Raw genomic sequence first — 16,478 nt, forward strand, 5'->3', positions numbered from 1 at the left:
GCGTAATTCTGAACTTAAGGTACCGAATACCTTAGGTTGAGGGAATTGCAGATAAAAATTAATCGGCTTTACTGAGCAATTCCTGTTTTGAAACCGCTTTAACGATGAGGTCTGCGTTGTTATCCTCAGTCGTCAGCGTTAAGACGCTTTTAACTTCTTCAATAACGGGTTTAGTTAAGGGTAAGTCGAGACCGGCCACCGCTTCTTGTACCTGAGCGACGGTTTGTTCTGCTAACCACTCTTTATCGAGTAAAAGATTGGCGTTAGCGATTTGGCTGGTCAGCAATGCTAGGCTGACGCTTAGAAATTTGATAGAGTTTTTCATCTGCAATACCTTAAGTAAAAATAATGTTAAAATTACGCTTTCGTGAGATTCTCGTTACAGAAATGTTGCTCTACAATTTTGTAACTTATTACCTGTAAAGTGATTTTTTATCTCGCGGTTAAAATATAACCTAATTTAAGCAAGCGTTAAATTGACATTAATTTAGGTAAATAGATTAGAAAAACTAATGAAAGAGTCATCTTGATGTCACGTCGTCTGCCGCCGTTAAATTCACTAAAAGCCTTTGAGGCCGCGGCGCGGCACTTGAGCTTTACCCGTGCCGCGGATGAGTTGTTTGTTACCCAAGCCGCGGTCAGTCATCAAATTAAGGCCCTGGAAGAGTTTCTGGGTATTAAGTTGTTCTTGCGCAAAAACCGCTCGCTACTGCTGACCGAAGAAGGACAGGGCTATTATCTTGATATCAAAGATATATTCAGTTCTTTGCAAGATGCGACACAGCGACTGTTGGCGCGTGGGGCGAAGGGGGCCATTACCGTGGCCTTACCACCCAGCTTTGCTATTCAGTGGTTAGTGCCACGGATCCATAAATTCAGTGCCCAGTATCCCGATATCGATGTACGTATCAAAGCTGTGGATTTTGATGAAGGGCACCTGACCGATGATGTGGATGTGGCCATTTATTACGGTCGCGGAAAATGGCCTGGCTTGCAGGCCGATAAGTTGCATACCGAATATCTGACACCTATCTGTTCCCCTTTGTTGTTTCAGTCAGATAAACCGCTGGATACCCTAGATGACCTGCGCTATCACCTACTGTTGCATGATGCATCCCGAGAGCCTTGGAAAAACTGGATCCGTGAATTTAACGTGCTGGGTGTGAATGTAAATCAAGGACCTATTTTCAGTCATTCCATGTTGGTGCTGCAGGCTGCGGCACTGGGGCAGGGCATCGCACTGGGCCACTCGGTGCTGGCGCGCCCCGAAATACAAGCCGGCCGTCTTATCTGTCCTTTTGACGAAAAACTCATTACTAAGAATGCCTATTATGTGGTGTGCCATGAGTCGCAGGCAGAGTTGGGCAAGATTGCCACGTTTCGTGATTGGGTATTAACACAGGTTAAAGAAGAACAAGAAGCTGATGATTTTAGTTGATAAGGCTGAACGGCCTGTGGCCAGTTTATTGCTGGCTCATGGTGCAGGGGCGGGCATGCACAGTGATTTTATGCAGCAGATGGCTCAGCGCCTTTGCCAACTGGGTATCGATGTATACCGCTTTAACTTTCCCTATATGCAACAAGCGGAACAGGAAGGGAAAAAGCGTCCGCCAAATCCTATGCCGGTGTTGCAAGACAGTCTGCGTGACGCCCTAGATAGTGTTCCCGCTACGTTACCGCGTTTTATTGGCGGCAAGTCAATGGGGGGAAGGGTGGCTTCTATGTTGGTTGATGAACTGGCGGTATCTGGTTGTTTGTGTCTGGGCTATCCATTTCATCCCCCGGGAAAACCCGACAAATTGCGCATTGCCCATCTGCAGAAGCCAGGTAAAGCTGTTGTGATTTTACAGGGGCAGCGGGATACCTTTGGACGAGAAGCCGAAGTGGCAGATTATTCTTTGCACCCCAGGGTATCAGTACAATTTGTTATGGATGGTGACCACAGCTTCGTGCCGCGCAAGGCGTCGGGCTTAACCCTTAACGACAACATTCAGTTTGCCTGTGAAAAAATGGCAGACTTTATCGGAGCGCATATATGAAGTGGATCCTGGCACTGGGAGCCTTTTATGGTATGACCGGCGTCATGCTTGGTGCTTTTGGTGCCCATGGCCTTAAAGGGCGTTTATCTGAACATTTGCTCAATGCCTTTCAAACCGCAGTGCAATATCAACTGTGGCATGCGCTGGCGCTGGTGTTGTTAGTGTTACTTTATCGCCAACAGCCTTTGGCACTGCTCAAATGGTCTGCTATCAGTATCAGTCTCGGAGTGTTGTTGTTTAGCGGAAGTTTGTATCTGCTGGCCCTGACCGGTATCAAATGGTTTGGCCCTATCACCCCGATAGGGGGCGTGGCCTTTATCCTTGGATGGTTACTGTTGTTGTTAGCGGCGTTCAAGGGGGAGCAAGCCTGATGGCGGGATTATTGGCTTATTGCCGGGCTGGATTCGAGGGCGACCTGGCCAATGAACTGCAAGAAAAAGCGGCGCAGTTGGAGATATTCGGCTTTGCCCGCACTAAGGCAAACAGTGCTTTTGTGCTGTTTGATTGTTATCAGCCAGATGACGTTGAACTTTTGGCTCGCCAACTGCCGCTGCGCGATGTAATTTTTTCCCGCCAGCAATTTGCTTGTCTGGCAGTATTGGATGACTTGGATCCCACTGACAGAATCAGCCCCATACTGGCGGCTTGTGAAGCTTTTCCACTGTGCGGCGATTTACGGGTTGAGTATCCCGATACCACCGAAGGGCGAGAGCTTTCCAAATTTTGCCGAAAGTTTTCGGTACCACTTCGTCAGGCATTGCGTAAAGCCGGTAAGCTAACGCAAAAAGAAAACCCGAAGAAGCCGGTTTTGTTTGCCTTTTTTACCAGCGGTCAGCAGTTATTTCTGGGATTTGCGGAGCCAGTTTCGGTTAGTCCTCATGCACTTGGCATTATGCGTTTAAAGACCCCCGCAGAAGCCCCAAGCCGTTCCAGTTTAAAATTGGATGAAGCGATTCAAATTTTTCTCACCCCGGCGGAACAGGAAAGCCGTTTTCAACCCGGCATGCATGGGGTGGATCTTGGCGCATGTCCTGGCGGATGGACCTATCAACTGGTGCGCCGGGGACTGTTTGTTCAGTCGGTGGACAATGGGGCCATGGCCCCCAGTTTGATGGAAACAGGACAGGTTCGCCATTTTGCCGAAGACGGTTTTAAATTCAGACCCAAGAAAAAGAACGTCCATTGGTTGGTGTGCGACATGGTGGAGCAACCGGTCAGAGTGGCAAAGTTGATGGCAGAATGGGTCTTGGAAGGTTGGTGTAAGGAAGCCATTTTTAATTTGAAGTTGCCGATGAAGCGGCGCTTTGAAACGGTGCAGCAAGCCTTGCAGGCCATTGAAGGGGCGATGGGAAGTCGAGCCTACCAGATTCAGGCCAAGCACTTATATCATGACCGTGAGGAAATCACTTTGCATTTGCGGCTTAAAAACTAACGGCTGAGTTTGAACAAAGTAAGGTTCAAAGCACAAACCGCCCTAAGTTAACAGACCCTGCCCCAGGCTGCGTTTGAGCTTGGCGAGTAAGTCTCGCATTTGGCGCAGTTGTTGTTTGTGTTGCTCGGATGACAGTTGGCGATAGCACAGATTGGTGTAACAGCGGGTCAGGGCTGAAAAGTGTTGTGCGCTAAGGGGGGGCACCTGCGCTTCGACCTGGGTGCAGAAGTCTGCAGGCCCTTGTCCCTTGTTGCGATGTATTCCCTGTCTGGCGAGCTGTGCCAGCGCTTTTTGGTAATACCAATTGGGCAGATCGCCCTTGATCAGCAACCAACTCCTGATGTGATAGAGCGCCAGTAACAGCACAACGGTTGCCAGTGTGCCTAAGCCGAAAAGTGCGAGTTTCACTGGGCTTAGATCACCTAGCAGTACTTTTAACAGATCCTGCTGATTCTGGCGGTCAAAGCCCAGAATCCAGCGACTCCAAAAATAGTCCATGTCATCTAGCAGCCCTCGTAGCGCCTGGAATACGGCGATACCGCGCAGTCCAGATAGAGGCGCATCGGCCAGAAAGCTCTGCTCATGGGCGACCGCCTGTTCTAATCCGTACTCAGCCCGTAGCGGCGCCACCCAAGCCGTGGGATCCAGTCGCTGCCAGCCATCATCAGACAACCATTCCACCCAGGCATGGGCATCATATTGGTAAACGCTCATATAGCGTTCGCCACGCATTTCTCCGCCCAGATACCCAGTGACCAGGCGGGCCGGTATACCGTTAAGGCGCAGCAAATAGGCCGTTGCACTGGCGTAATGGCTACAAAACCCCATCTTTTGCTCAAATAAAAAGGTATCAATGGGGTCAACCGGCATAGGCTGGGGTTTTAAGGTATAACTGAAACCTTGCTGGCGCATATGTGCAGCAATTGCGTTGATGTAGCGCTGGGGACTGGGATTGGCTTGCCACAGCTGTTTAGCCCATTTTTGCGTCTTGGGATTGGCGCGTTCGGGCAACTGCAAGTTTAAATGCGAATCAAGCTGTTCCAGAGCGGGTGGTAAGTTGCTTTGATAATAGGAACGCACTCGATAGGCCAGTGCCGATTGGAGCGGGATTTTACTTTGTAGAGTGTAATCATGATTTTGCCACAGGTGTTGTTCATTGCTCACCGCAGTGTCCAGAGCGAACAACCAGCGCTGCTGGGTAGGCTCGGCGATGACCTGATATTGGTAAGCCGCACCGCTAACTTGTGGGGTGAATGGTGAGCCCGTGCGCCAGTGCCTTTGCATCAGCTTTTGGCGATAGGGATGTATTTGCCAACTGTTGCCGTCAAACTCTTCCATAACCAGGGCGCGCCAGTATCGAGAGGCGGGCGGGGGAACCTCCTGCTCAAAGGTCACCCGAAAAGCCAGGTCGGCAGAACGAGCTAATTGGGCTATATCTCCCGGAGAGACTTTATCGGTCAGGCCGGTATGTGCGCCTTTTCCTGTGGGCATCTGCCAAAGCGGGCCTAGCTTGGGGAACACCAACAGCATAAGCACTGCGATGGGAAGAGCCTGGGCGCAGAGTGTCGCCACTCGTTTTGATAAGACTAGCCAGGAGGCTGACGGGTTGATGTGAAATGCCAAACTCATCAGCAGCAGTAAGCATAAGCCAGCATACAATAAGCTGAATGCAATGTTTTGATTAAAAACCAGTGCAGCGCCAAGCAGAAAGAACTGTACGCCAATGAGTTGGAAGTAGTCTCGGCGCGTTGCCAGTAACATCATCTTCAGGCTGCTCGCCATGACTAACAGATTTAACATACCGAGCAATAGACCTAGTTCCCAACCAAAATAGGCGAGCACAAGAGCGCATAACACGGCCATCAGATTCAGGGTGCGTACGGAGAGTTGATGCTTCTGCCAGTTCATATATAAGCTAAAGCGCATGACGGCGGCGCAGACAACCAGTAATAGCACCCATAACTGTATAGGCTCATAGAGGCTCAAACTAAGAAAAAGCAGAACCAGAGTCAGCAATAAATGAGCGTGATTGGCGGCTGAGGGATTAAGCCTTAACATGTCAGTTGGCCTTAAATAAAGCCAGCGCCGTCAGGCAGGCTTGTAAATGGGCCTGGCCTTTTCCGGGGGAAATGCAGGTACCTGGCAACTCAAGGCCGAACACCCAACCCTTTGCGTCTAACTCAATACAGCTAAAACACAGCCTGGAGAGGTTTTCCTCCAGCTCTTTATCAGCGCAGTTCAATACCAGCCAACCGCTTTGTTGCACTTCTGTCGCAAATCTTTTACTCAGCAATCCCTGACCTTTTGCCGCTTGTTTCCAAGCCACATGATAGAGTGGTTGGCCGGGTTGGTACTCCGTGAGGGTGTCAAACTCATCCAGGCCTGATCCCATACTGAATTGATGTGTTGCCTGTTCACCTTGCTGTTCACACTGTTTGGTGGTGACGGGCCAGGGTTTAGCCATCGGGGCCGGGTAAACAATGACCTGACAGTTAAAGGCGATATGTGTCCAGCAGCGGAATAATCCCAAAGGATAATAACAGCTCAGAGTGAGTCTGGGGGGGGAATACTTCCCTCTTTGCACTGCCGTGCTATTTAGCGAAATAGGATTGGTCAGATTATCCAGCTCAACGGTGTTTATCGTCTTAGTGCCATACCAGGCAAAATGCACTTTGCCAGCTTTATTAGTGTCTTGCGTTTCAAGCCAGACCGGGAAGAGTATGGGGCTATCAGCGTAACTGTTGCTAAGTTTGCCAAGTTGCAAGGAGAGACCGGAAAAATTCAGATAGCTGGCAAACAGGCTGACCAGCATCAAGGCTAACAGGAAAAAACCCAGTAACAGGATGAGATTATTCTGATAATTGGTACCCAGCACAAACAAGGCCAGACAAAGGCCCAGGTAAAGCGCACCAAATCGCGACGGAAAGATAAAAATGTTGCCACGGTTAAGTGAGATTTGCTGCGCTGGTGGAATGCGCTTGCTCAGCCAGGCTGTCATCCGGCGCTGTATATAGCCCGCTATCATCAGGCTGCCATCGTATCAACGCATTCCATCAGTTTATGGCTTAAGCTCGCTGCGCCTAAGCCGTCGGCTTGAGAGGAGCGTAATCTATGCTCTGCTACTGCGGGTAAAACGGCCTGAATATCTTCGGGGATTAGATAGTCCCTGTCATCCGTTACAGCCCAAGCTCTTGCTGCTAGCAGCAGTGCTTTACTGGCTCTTGGTGAGAGAGCGTTGGCGAAAAGCTCGGATTCCCGACTGAAGGTCACTAAGCGAAGAATGTAATCCAAAATAGCATCTGATGCATGCACGTCATGGACCTGCTTTTGCAGCGAGGCCCTGAGCATATTGTCTATCATGGTTGGCAGAGTTTGACCCCGTTCATGGTGAGGTTGTTGCAACATGGCTTTCTCGGCCTGCCAATTTGGGTAACCCAATTGAATACGCATCAAAAACCTGTCTAGCTGTGATTCAGGTAAGGGGTAGGTTCCAGCCTGGTGCAGTGGATTTTGCGTGCCTATTACAAAAAAAGGTGAGGGCAGCGTATGTGTCTGACCGTCCAGACTCACCTGACGTTCTTCCATGGCTTCAAGCAGAGCACTTTGTGTCTTGGGGCTGGCACGATTTATTTCATCGGCCAGCACCACCTGACTAAAAATGGGGCCGGGATGAAACTGGAAACTTTGTTGCTGATTATCAAAGATGTTAACTCCCAACATATCAGCAGGTAATAAATCTGAGGTGAATTGGATACGGGAGAAATCTAAACCGAATATTTGGGCCAGTGCGTGAGACAAGGTGGTTTTACCCATGCCAGGCAGATCTTCAATCAGCAGATGACCACCGGCTAGCATACAGGATAAGGCGAGACGGATTTCCTGCTGTTTACCTATGATAAGCTGACCAATCTGCTTAACAGCTTGCTGTATTTGTGGCTGCATGCCTGCGCTTCCTTCTTAGTTGCTAACGCCCGATTAGGCACGACTATTGATTATAGGCAAAGCAACAAATGCCGGCGTTGTTGAGTGATAAAGGCAGCATGCCATATAAGGAAGGCGGATGGATTATCTGAGGCAATAATCAGGTATAAATAATAAAGGCCGGGTGAACCGGCCTTTAAAAATAAACAGGAAGAGAGTTAAACGGAATGCTTGTCCAGTTTCCCTTGCTCTTTCAGTTCGGCAAATACTTTGGGAATACGACCAATCCCTGTCCAGGTATGTTCTTTACCAGATTTGTCGGTGAAACGATATTTAACTGGACGCTTCTGGCCAGTACGTTTACTTGTACTGGCTTCTGCGCCGGCTAAATCTTCCAAACCCAGACCGGCTTCCTGCATTTGCTTAAGAATGGCATCTTTCAGCGCTTGCTTCTTCTCCTGCTCACGCTCTTTTTCAGCTTCCTGCTCTTTCTTGTTTTCAATAACAGCGGCTAATTTCTCTGCAACCTGTTCCAGCTCTGCAACAGATAATTCTCTAACTGCAGCTTGCAGTCGTCGTGCGTGTGTCAAAATATTAATGAAGTCGCTCATTCTTCCACCTTGTCTAAATTCAGAGTCACAATAGTTGATAGGGTATCCATACAAAAATAATGCCTAGTTAATATATTTGCAATACTAAATTAAATTGTTCGGCCAAGTTGATGGGCCGATAAGGTAATTCACTCTGAACATTCAGAATAATGAATAGGGCGATAAATTTAGTCCGCAATTTGAATTTAGCTTAACTTATTTGAAAGTGCCAAAATATTGACGCGCTAACCACCTAATTAATAGCCACTTTCCCGTAATGAGCGACGCACTTATGAAGGTATAGACAGGGTTTATTACAAAATTTAACAATTTGTTCATAATCGAATTGTGTTGATACAGCCTAGCCATTGGTTATGACTACAGGAAGGAGAAAGGCGATGAATAACCTTGTGGTGATTGTTAGGACTTGATAGATGCCTTCTATTTAAAGATTAATTAGCGATTCACGAATTAACAAACTTTTGCCCCGAGGAATTCCGTGGGACTTCGAATAGGTTAACCTTTATTCAGTTCGCTGTTTTTTTAATACGTTAAGTATGCCCCGTAAGTTTGGTTTTAAACATTGGCTTTGCCTGATGAGGTTGTGCTTTGTATTTATAAACCACTGTATCCATCAAGGCTTTTTGGCATAATTGCGCGCCTAGAGGAGACAGCATGCCGACAATCAAGCAAGTTTTTGCCAAAGATGGTGCCCTATCTACTGTGATTAAGGGCTTCATTCCACGCGCAGCACAAACCAGTATGGCCGAAGCCGTTCAGCAAGCCATTAAAGACAAACAGCAACTGGTGGTGGAAGCCGGTACGGGAACGGGAAAAACCTTTGCTTATTTGGCTCCAGCCTTGCTGAGCAACAAGAAGGTAATTGTTTCGACCGGCACTAAAAATCTTCAGGAGCAGCTTTTCCACCGCGACTTACCTTTATTAAAGCGGGCATTGGCAACCAATAAACAAACAGTGCTGCTCAAGGGGCGTGCAAATTATTTGTGTCTGCACAGATTGTCACAGCACTCAGCCGGTAGCTCGGTGACGGATAGTAGCTTATTGAACGAATTCAGTGTGGTCAGAGAATGGGCCAGCAGCACTAAGTCGGGGGATATGGGAGAGCTGAAGACCTTGGCCGAAGATGCCAGGGTACTGCCTTTTGTTACCTCCACACAAGACAACTGTTTGGGGAAGGATTGCCCCGATTATGAAGACTGCTATTTGGTTAAGGCCAGACGACAAGCCTTAGATGCTGATTTGGTGGTGGTTAACCACCACCTGTTTTTTGCCGATATGGCGCTAAAAGATACCGGCTTTGGGGAACTGATCCCCGATGCCGATGTGATTTTATTTGATGAGGCGCATCAAATCCCGGATATAGCCAGTGAGTACTTCGGTGAGGCGTTGTCCAGCAGACAACTACAAGAGCTCGGTATGGATATGGAGTTGGTGTATCGAACCAAACTCAAAGATGCACAGCAGCTAAGTAAAGTGGCGGAAAAGCTCAAGTACGTTACCTCTGATTTGCGTTTGCAGTTTCCCGAAACGCCGGAAAAAGGCAATTGGAAGCAGGCGCTGGAGCGCGAAACCGTGCAACAGCAATTGGATAAGTTGCACGAAATTCTGGATGTAGTTTACGAGGTGGTGAAGTTACATCTTGGTCGTGACAAAGACTTGGATGCGATTTATGAGCGCTGCGCACAAGCCCGGGGGCAGTTAGAGCGCCTGACCGATGTGGATAAAAAAGGGGTCAGCTTGTGGTACGAAACCACACCCAAGCATATCATCCTGCATCTGACCCCCCTGTCTATTGCCAGGAAGTTTGCCGATTACATGGCTGAGCCCAAGCGAACTTGGGTGTTTACCTCTGCAACACTGATGGTTGGTGAAGGATTTGAGCACTTTACCCGGCAAATGGGCTTAAGTGGGGCAAAAACACTGTCCCTCGACAGTCCTTTTGATTATGCAAATCAGGCCATGTTGTGTGTCCCCAGGTATTTACCTGAACCCAGTGCATTTGCCATGCGAGAGACCTTGGTTGGGGTAGCCAGGCAACTTATTAAAGCCAGTAACGGCCGTTGTTTTCTATTGTTCACCAGTCATGCAATGCTAAGAGAAGTAGCTAAAGCCTTGGAAGGAACCATAGATAATCCGATTTTGGTGCAGGGGACTACCAGCAAGCGCGCTTTGCTTGATAATTATCTTGAAGCTGAAAATGCGGTATTGCTGGGCACAGGGGCTTTTTGGGAAGGGGTTGATGTACGTGGCGATGCACTTACCTGCGTTATGATCGACAAATTGCCCTTTGCTGCGCCAGATGATCCTTTACTGGAAGCCCGAATCGAAGATTGCCGTAAACATGGCGGTAATCCGTTTGGGCAACTACAGATTCCCCAGGCAGTTATTGCACTGAAACAAGGGGCTGGGCGCTTGATACGCGATTACGCCGATCGTGGTGTACTGGTGATATGCGATAATCGCCTAGTCACAAGAGATTATGGCAAGATTTTTCTGGCCAGTTTGCCCGCCATGCGCCGCACCCGAACCTTGGAGGATGCATTGGCCTTTTTAACCGAAATACAAGAGAACCTGGTTGCATGAATATATTGGTCATTGATACTGCCACTGAGGCATGCTCGGCTGCACTAACTTATCAGGGGCGCAGCTTGTCACGCTTTGAGGTCTGTCCCCAACAACATAGCCAGCGATTATTGCCCATGGTCGATGAATTGTTGGCGGAGGCTGGTATTAGTCTGACTCAGTTAGATGCATTGGCATTTGGCCGTGGGCCGGGTAGTTTTACCGGTGTGCGCATTGCCACGGGGATGATACAAGGACTGGCGTTGGGGGCTGAGTTACCCGTTATTGCCATTTCCACCCTGGCAGCCATGGCCCAGCAAGCGTTCATTGAACATGGTCATAAGCGCATAGTTGCTGCTATTGATGCTCGAATGGATGAAGTCTATTTTGGGCGCTTTGAAGAGCGTGATGGCATCATGCAGGTCATTGATGCTGAGCAGGTGATTGCGCCGAAATTGGCATTGGCTGAACATGAGCTGTCGGCGGATTGGTTTGGTGTTGGTACCGGATGGCAGGCTTATCCGCAGTTGGATCCTGACAAACGCATTACCCCCTTGACCAATGTTTTGTATCCTGCGGCCCATGCTATGTTGCCGTTGGCTTTACAAGCCTGGCAATCAGGGCAAGCATTAGCGGTTGAAGACGCGCAGCCTGTGTACTTGCGAGACAACGTGACGTGGAAAAAATTGCCGGGGCGTGAGTAGCATTTTACGGTACGATTCTTGTATGAATAATGTCAGTGAGCAGTTAACTTATCTTTGGCTTACTATATGTCCAAGCTTAAGCTCAATCATCCATGGTAGTTAAGTGGAAATAGAATCCTCAATACTCGCTCAGCAACAAGGGTTGGTTGTTAATCCTGCGGTCAGGGGACCTGCTCGGGAGGAGACCGCTCGTAAGCCTCAGGATGATTCGCCAACCGAATACCCTCGTAGTCAGGTCGTGGTGCGACAGGGCAACGAGGATAGTAGGGTACAGGCCGATAAATACCGCGATCAGCAACAACAATTCTACGATCAGCCAAATTCACGAGGGCAGCAGGCTATTGAAGCTTACCAAAGTTTGGCGCGCAATCAGTTGAAAGATGAAATTCAGCAGTCCATGGGTATCGACACTTACGTATGATGTGATTGTTCCGCAGTAAAATGGAACCAAGTGTCTGCTTATTGGTCAATGTGTTCAATCAACCAAACTGACTGAATCTACGCTGAAAGCTGATTCAGTAGCTGTTCAGTTAGCTGGCAGATAATGAAATAAGACGGAGTTTGTGCAGAGGTGAATATGAAAAAGTTGATACTGGCTGGCATGGTATTATTGATGGCAGGATGCTCTTCCTTACCTAAGGAACTAAAGGTCGCTGAAGGCGCCAAGTTACTCAGTTATCAAGAAGTGGCAGCGAATCCTGAGCAAAGCACGGGGCAGCAGGTTCTGTGGGGCGGGGTGATTGCTGACATTAAAAATCAGAAAGCTGCCACGCTAATTGAAATGGTGCATTATCCGATTCGCAGCTACGGCCGCCCCACTTCCGGTGAAGAGAGCATCGGGCGCTTCCGCGTGCGGGTGGATGGGTTTCTTGATCCTATGGTGTATAAACCCGGCAGAAGTTTAACTGTAACCGGTACGGTTACCGGTATCGAAAAAGGGCAAGTGGGTGAGTTTGATTACCAGTTCCCTGCGCTGCAGGCGAGTGGTTATCACTTGTGGAAAGAAATTCAGGAAGTTGAAGTTACTACTCGTGGGTACGGTATGTATGGGCCTTACCCTTATGGATGGTATGGTTGGCATATGTGGCCTTACCATGAACGGGTGATAATCAGGGATAGATCTCCCTCTGGTGCGAACAGCCCGCAACCGGTTAAACCTACTTCTGTGCCTAAAAAGATTTCCCGTTAGCGGCAAGTTTTTGCCTCTTAAATTAAGGGGCGGTAAAGTTTGGCATGGTAAGCGGCAATATATTGCCGCTTTTTTGTTTCGTAACGGTGTGAACTGAGCCGGGCTCTTGGCTCGTTGTCTCTGCTCAGGAGTAAAGTGTGCAGGAAATATCTTTAGACTTAAGACATTTGACGTTATCAGCGCTAAGATTTGGTAACCCCAATGGCCCCAAAGTATTGGCATTACATGGATGGTTGGACAATGCTGCCAGCTTTGTACCCGTGGCTGATTACTTAAATGATTGGGATGTGGTGGCGCTGGACTTAGCCGGACACGGCCATTCTGCGCATCGAAGTGCTGATGCGCACTACCATTTGCTGGACTGGGTGCAAGATATTCACGAGGTGTTACATAGACTGGGCTGGTCATCTTGCCATTTTCTGGGGCATTCCCTTGGTGGGATCATTGCTTCCTTGTATGCCGCAACATTTTCTGAACAGGTACAGTCCTTAACCATGATAGAAGCATTTGGTCCGCTGTCATTGGAGCCGGAATCAAGTGTAACGCAATTGCGAGAATCCGTTCTCAGCCGTCTGGCCATTGATGAGAAACCTGCGCGTCATCCTCCCAGCCTGGCAAAAGCCATTACCGCAAGATTGCTGGCCGGCGATTTGAGTAAGGCTGCTGCCCGGCTTTTGGTGGAGCGAAACCTGGTTGAGCAAGAAGATGTTCTGATGTGGCGAACCGACAGACGTTTGCGTACGATTTCATCACTGCGTTTGACCGAACCTCAGGCTCAGGCATTCTTGGCCGCGATTCAATGTCCGGTAATGGCCGTGCTGGGAGAGCAAGGGTTTGAAAAGGTACGCAATAACCTTAACCGGAGGCGAGAACTGATTGCCCAGCTTAGCGACGTGAATGCGCAGGGAGGGCATCATGTACATATGGACAATCCAGAGACGGTAGCTGAGCATATTCGCTGCTTTTGGCAGCAGGTCGCGTCCCATTAGCTACAACTTTTATCATTTATCTTTTTCCGGGGTTTGGCTACTATGGGAACTGACTGGTTCCCGGGGGCGTCCCGGAGATGATTATAATAAGTAAAAAGAATGCCTCAGGAGGCACAGTGGATAAGATTTGGCTAGAACATTACCCTGACAATATACCCTCCGAAATCGATCCAGACCACTATACGTCGCTAGTGGACATTTTTGAGCAGTCTGTTCAAAAGTATGCCGACCGTGTTGCCTTTATTAATATGGGCAAGGAAATGACCTTCAGAGAGCTGGACCAATATTCCAAGCAGTTTGCCGCCTATTTACAACACCAGGGGCTGAGCAAAGGTGATGCGGTTGCCATTATGATGCCCAACTTGCTGCAAAATCCGGTGGTGATTTTTGGCGTGTTGCGCGCCGGGTTAACGGTGGTGAATGTCAATCCGCTATACACGGCACGTGAATTAAAGCACCAACTAAATGATTCAAGCGCTAAAGCCATCATTATTGTCGAAAACTTTGCCCATACTCTGGAAAAAGTGATTCAGGACACAAAAATAAAGCAGGTTTATCTGACCCAACTTGGTGACATGCTGTCCGCGCCCAAGAAATGGATCGTCAATTTGGTAGTGAAACATGTGAAGAAGATGGTACCAGCCTTTTCTTTACCTGGTAGTCAGAGTTTGATGACGGCTATTCACAGCGGTGCCAGTTTGAGTTATCAACGCCCTGATGTTACCGGTGAAGATATTGCTTTCTTGCAATACACCGGGGGGACTACCGGCGTGTCCAAAGGTGCTATGTTAACCCATCGCAATCTGGTGGCGAATCTTGAGCAAATCTCGGTGATTCTGGAGCCTGTGATTAAGGATGGCGAAGAAGTGGTGGTGACGGCATTGCCGCTCTATCACATCTTCGCGTTGGTCGCTAATTGTCTGACCTTTGTTAAATACGGATGCCGTAACCTATTAATCACTAACCCGCGCGATATGCCCGGTTTTGTGAAAGAGCTGGGGAAATACCCGTTTACGGTGTTAACCGGTGTGAATACGCTGTTTAACGGCTTGCTCAATACTCCTGGCTTTAAGGAGCTTGATTTTTCTAACCTCAAGTTCGCGTTAGGCGGGGGCATGGCCGTACAACGTCCTGTGGCCGAAAAATGGGCGAAAGTGACGGGGCATGTGCTGCTGGAAGGCTATGGTTTGACGGAATGTTCACCTGTGGTCAGCATTAACTATCCCACCATAACCAACGAATACAATGGCTCGATTGGAATGCCGATTCCATCTACAGAAGTAAAGCTGCTTGATGACAGTGGTAACGAGGTTGGCTTTGGTGAGCCGGGCGAAATGTACGTGCGTGGCCCACAGGTCATGAAAGGTTATCTGAATCGTGAAGAAGCGACACGTGAAGTGCTAAACGATGGCTGGTTGGCCACCGGGGATATTGCCAAAGTAGATGAGATGGGACGCTTTTACATTGTCGATCGCAAAAAAGACATGATTCTGGTGTCCGGTTTTAACGTGTTTCCCAATGAGATTGAGGAAGTGGCCGCCATGCATGAAGGGGTGGCGGAAGTGGCCGCCTTGGGGGTTCCCAATGAAGCAACCGGTGAAATGGTGAAGTTGTTTGTGGTCAAGAAGAACCCGGCACTGACGGAAGAGGAATTGATCAATCATTGTCGTCAGCATCTGACTGCGTACAAAGTGCCACGTAAGGTTGAGTTTCGCACGGAGCTGCCGAAAACTAATGTCGGTAAGATTTTACGCAGAGAGCTTAAAGAGTAGTTTTGCTGTAGGATCACCTGGCGCTGACGTTGGCTAGTTCCGTTCAGCGCCGTTTTTGCCTGTTTTTCTACCCTGACCGAGGCACCTCTTTTCGCTGATGAGTTATCAAATGATTACCCAAGCATCGCAGTTGGCTGAATATTGCCAACGTGCGGTGACTAAACCTTTTCTGGCCGTTGACACTGAATTTGTTCGCACACGCACCCTTTATCCCCAATTGGGTTTAGTTCAACTTTATGATGGTGAGCAGCTGGCCCTGGTGGATCCGTTGGCGGTGGATGATCTGTCCGCGCTAACCGAATTGCTCGTTAATCCCAGTGTTGTCAAGGTGTTGCATTCCTGCTCCGAGGATCTTGAGACCTTTTGGACGGCCATGCAGGTTATTCCTGTCCCTGTCTTTGATACCCAGTTTGCCGCAGGGCTTTTGAATCTTGGTCCTTCCTTAGGGTATGCAAAGTTAGTCGAGCAGCGCCTGGGAGTCAGTTTGGATAAAGGGGAATCGCGTACTGATTGGCTGGCCCGTCCCCTCAGTGAGCAGCAATTAGACTATGCAGCCAATGACGTATTGTATTTACATGCGCTATACCCGCAGATGGCTGAAGAAGTTGCGGCGTTGGGACGTACCCAATGGATCTTTGATGAGATGGCGCAACTGGCGAACAAAAAGCGCAGCGAATTACCTGATGAATATGCCTATCTGAATATTAAGAACAATTGGCAACTCAAAGGAAAAGCCTTATTGGTGCTTCAGGAGTTGGCCAAGTGGCGGCAACAAACAGCTAAGACTAAGAATCTGGCTCTGAACTTTGTGTTTAAGGAGCAGTTCCTGCTCGAACTGGCTAAACGTCAACCCAGTCAAAAAAATGCCTTGTTTGCTGTACCGGGTATACCGCCTCAGGATGTGCGCCGTCATGGTGATGAGCTGCTGGGAATCATTCAGCGCTGTCAGGTTGTGGCACCTGAGCACTATCCGGCTAAGATTGAACGCCTAATTGATTACAGCGCTTATAAACGTGTGTCACAGTCGATTAGGCAGCTTTGTGAGGGGCTTGCCACTGAACTCTCACTGCCTGTTGAGATGCTGGGCTCAAAAAAACAGATCAATCAATTGTTAAAGTGGCTGTGGTTCGACCTTGAAGAAGGTAAACTGACAGACCTTAAACCTGATTTGCTGTGTGGCTGGCGAGGCCCGCTGTTACAAAACGGCCTTAGCCAGATTGTTGGGGCGATTGATCATCCCGGATCATAGTGCCCAGCGT

Annotated in this window: 16 protein-coding genes; 11 read left to right on the forward strand and 5 right to left on the reverse strand. The window is 48.7% G+C overall.

The genetic code is table 11. The annotated features are described in order from the left end of the window. Window positions 1-58: 58 nt before the first annotated feature. The gene (locus IEX02_RS18615; RefSeq protein ID WP_188698817.1) at window positions 59-325 is read right to left on the reverse strand and encodes a hypothetical protein; all 267 of its coding nucleotides are present in this window, start codon (window positions 323-325) and stop codon (window positions 59-61) included. Window positions 326-529: 204 nt separating this feature from the next. On the opposite strand from IEX02_RS18615, the gene IEX02_RS18620 reads away from it, so the two are divergent. From IEX02_RS18620 to rlmM, 4 genes are read left to right on the forward strand one after another with little or no spacing between them, the layout of a single operon-like run. Next, window positions 530-1,438, forward strand: coding sequence for a transcriptional regulator GcvA (locus IEX02_RS18620; protein ID WP_188698821.1), 909 nt, complete (start codon window positions 530-532; stop codon window positions 1,436-1,438). Then, a complete protein-coding gene (locus IEX02_RS18625) occupies window positions 1,425-2,039 on the forward strand; it encodes an alpha/beta family hydrolase (protein ID WP_188698823.1) in 615 nt (204 codons plus the stop codon). Before IEX02_RS18620 ends, IEX02_RS18625 begins: the two co-directional genes overlap by 14 nt. Continuing rightward, window positions 2,036-2,410 carry a DUF423 domain-containing protein gene (locus tag IEX02_RS18630; protein WP_188698827.1) on the forward strand — a complete coding sequence of 125 codons (375 nt, stop codon included), beginning with the start codon at window positions 2,036-2,038 and terminating at the stop codon, window positions 2,408-2,410. The genes IEX02_RS18625 and IEX02_RS18630 overlap by 4 nt, the downstream gene beginning before the upstream one ends. Further along, on the forward strand, window positions 2,410-3,471 hold the full coding sequence (gene rlmM, locus IEX02_RS18635; RefSeq protein WP_188698830.1) for a 23S rRNA (cytidine(2498)-2'-O)-methyltransferase RlmM: 1,062 nt from the start codon (window positions 2,410-2,412) through the stop codon (window positions 3,469-3,471). The genes IEX02_RS18630 and rlmM overlap by 1 nt, the downstream gene beginning before the upstream one ends. Before the next feature lie 42 nt (window positions 3,472-3,513). Here the strand turns inward: rlmM and IEX02_RS18640 are convergent, their stop codons facing one another. From IEX02_RS18640 to IEX02_RS18655, 4 genes are all read right to left on the reverse strand, one after another. Then, complete coding sequence (locus IEX02_RS18640; protein ID WP_188698833.1) at window positions 3,514-5,529, reverse strand: transglutaminase TgpA family protein; 2,016 nt, start codon at window positions 5,527-5,529, stop codon at window positions 3,514-3,516. A 1-nt stretch (window position 5,530) separates the two neighbouring features. Then, window positions 5,531-6,469 (reverse strand): DUF58 domain-containing protein, encoded by a 939-nt coding sequence (locus tag IEX02_RS18645; RefSeq protein WP_188698835.1) that lies wholly within the window; start codon window positions 6,467-6,469, stop codon window positions 5,531-5,533. A 26-nt stretch (window positions 6,470-6,495) separates the two neighbouring features. Further along, a complete protein-coding gene (locus tag IEX02_RS18650) occupies window positions 6,496-7,413 on the reverse strand; it encodes an AAA family ATPase (RefSeq protein WP_188698838.1) in 918 nt (305 codons plus the stop codon). Window positions 7,414-7,610: 197 nt separating this feature from the next. Further along, complete coding sequence (locus IEX02_RS18655) at window positions 7,611-8,003, reverse strand: H-NS family histone-like protein (protein ID WP_188698840.1); 393 nt, start codon at window positions 8,001-8,003, stop codon at window positions 7,611-7,613. Window positions 8,004-8,657: 654 nt separating this feature from the next. On the opposite strand from IEX02_RS18655, the gene yoaA reads away from it, so the two are divergent. From yoaA to rnd, 7 genes are all read left to right on the forward strand, one after another. Further along, window positions 8,658-10,586 (forward strand): DNA repair helicase YoaA, encoded by a 1,929-nt coding sequence (yoaA, locus tag IEX02_RS18660; RefSeq protein WP_188698842.1) that lies wholly within the window; start codon window positions 8,658-8,660, stop codon window positions 10,584-10,586. After that, entirely contained in the window at window positions 10,583-11,269 is a 687-nt protein-coding gene (gene tsaB, locus IEX02_RS18665) for a tRNA (adenosine(37)-N6)-threonylcarbamoyltransferase complex dimerization subunit type 1 TsaB (RefSeq protein ID WP_188698844.1), read from the forward strand. The genes yoaA and tsaB overlap by 4 nt, the downstream gene beginning before the upstream one ends. A 103-nt stretch (window positions 11,270-11,372) precedes the next feature. Continuing rightward, window positions 11,373-11,690: a hypothetical protein gene (locus tag IEX02_RS18670; protein ID WP_188698846.1), complete on the forward strand. Its 318-nt coding sequence runs from the start codon at window positions 11,373-11,375 to the stop codon at window positions 11,688-11,690. 156 nt (window positions 11,691-11,846) lie between these two features. Further along, complete coding sequence (locus tag IEX02_RS18675; protein WP_188698848.1) at window positions 11,847-12,458, forward strand: Slp family lipoprotein; 612 nt, start codon at window positions 11,847-11,849, stop codon at window positions 12,456-12,458. 137 nt (window positions 12,459-12,595) lie between these two features. Beyond that, the gene (locus IEX02_RS18680) at window positions 12,596-13,447 is read left to right on the forward strand and encodes an alpha/beta fold hydrolase (RefSeq protein WP_188698850.1); all 852 of its coding nucleotides are present in this window, start codon (window positions 12,596-12,598) and stop codon (window positions 13,445-13,447) included. A gap of 116 nt (window positions 13,448-13,563) precedes the next feature. Beyond that, complete coding sequence (gene fadD, locus IEX02_RS18685; RefSeq protein WP_188698852.1) at window positions 13,564-15,219, forward strand: long-chain-fatty-acid--CoA ligase FadD; 1,656 nt, start codon at window positions 13,564-13,566, stop codon at window positions 15,217-15,219. A gap of 109 nt (window positions 15,220-15,328) precedes the next feature. Continuing rightward, complete coding sequence (rnd, locus tag IEX02_RS18690) at window positions 15,329-16,468, forward strand: ribonuclease D (RefSeq protein ID WP_229702292.1); 1,140 nt, start codon at window positions 15,329-15,331, stop codon at window positions 16,466-16,468. Window positions 16,469-16,478 lie beyond the last annotated feature (10 nt).

This window comes from Bowmanella pacifica (assembly GCF_014645355.1).
Lineage (GTDB): Bacteria > Pseudomonadota > Gammaproteobacteria > Enterobacterales > Alteromonadaceae > Bowmanella > Bowmanella pacifica.

Bases quoted from the DNA above. Each gene is read 5' to 3' on its own strand.
- IEX02_RS18645 (WP_188698835.1), bottom strand. From the start codon at position 6,469: ATGACAGCCTGGCTGAGCAAGCGCATTCCACCAGCGCAGCAAATCTCA.
- rlmM (WP_188698830.1), top strand. From the start codon at position 2,410: ATGGCGGGATTATTGGCTTATTGCCGGGCTGGATTCGAGGGCGACCTG.
- IEX02_RS18615 (WP_188698817.1), bottom strand. From the start codon at position 325: ATGAAAAACTCTATCAAATTTCTAAGCGTCAGCCTAGCATTGCTGACC.
- tsaB (WP_188698844.1), top strand. From the start codon at position 10,583: ATGAATATATTGGTCATTGATACTGCCACTGAGGCATGCTCGGCTGCA.
- IEX02_RS18675 (WP_188698848.1), top strand. From the start codon at position 11,847: ATGAAAAAGTTGATACTGGCTGGCATGGTATTATTGATGGCAGGATGC.
- IEX02_RS18650 (WP_188698838.1), bottom strand. From the start codon at position 7,413: ATGCAGCCACAAATACAGCAAGCTGTTAAGCAGATTGGTCAGCTTATC.
- IEX02_RS18640 (WP_188698833.1), bottom strand. From the start codon at position 5,529: ATGTTAAGGCTTAATCCCTCAGCCGCCAATCACGCTCATTTATTGCTG.
- IEX02_RS18630 (WP_188698827.1), top strand. From the start codon at position 2,036: ATGAAGTGGATCCTGGCACTGGGAGCCTTTTATGGTATGACCGGCGTC.
- yoaA (WP_188698842.1), top strand. From the start codon at position 8,658: ATGCCGACAATCAAGCAAGTTTTTGCCAAAGATGGTGCCCTATCTACT.
- IEX02_RS18655 (WP_188698840.1), bottom strand. From the start codon at position 8,003: ATGAGCGACTTCATTAATATTTTGACACACGCACGACGACTGCAAGCT.
- IEX02_RS18620 (WP_188698821.1), top strand. From the start codon at position 530: ATGTCACGTCGTCTGCCGCCGTTAAATTCACTAAAAGCCTTTGAGGCC.
- rnd (WP_229702292.1), top strand. From the start codon at position 15,329: ATGATTACCCAAGCATCGCAGTTGGCTGAATATTGCCAACGTGCGGTG.
- IEX02_RS18625 (WP_188698823.1), top strand. From the start codon at position 1,425: ATGATTTTAGTTGATAAGGCTGAACGGCCTGTGGCCAGTTTATTGCTG.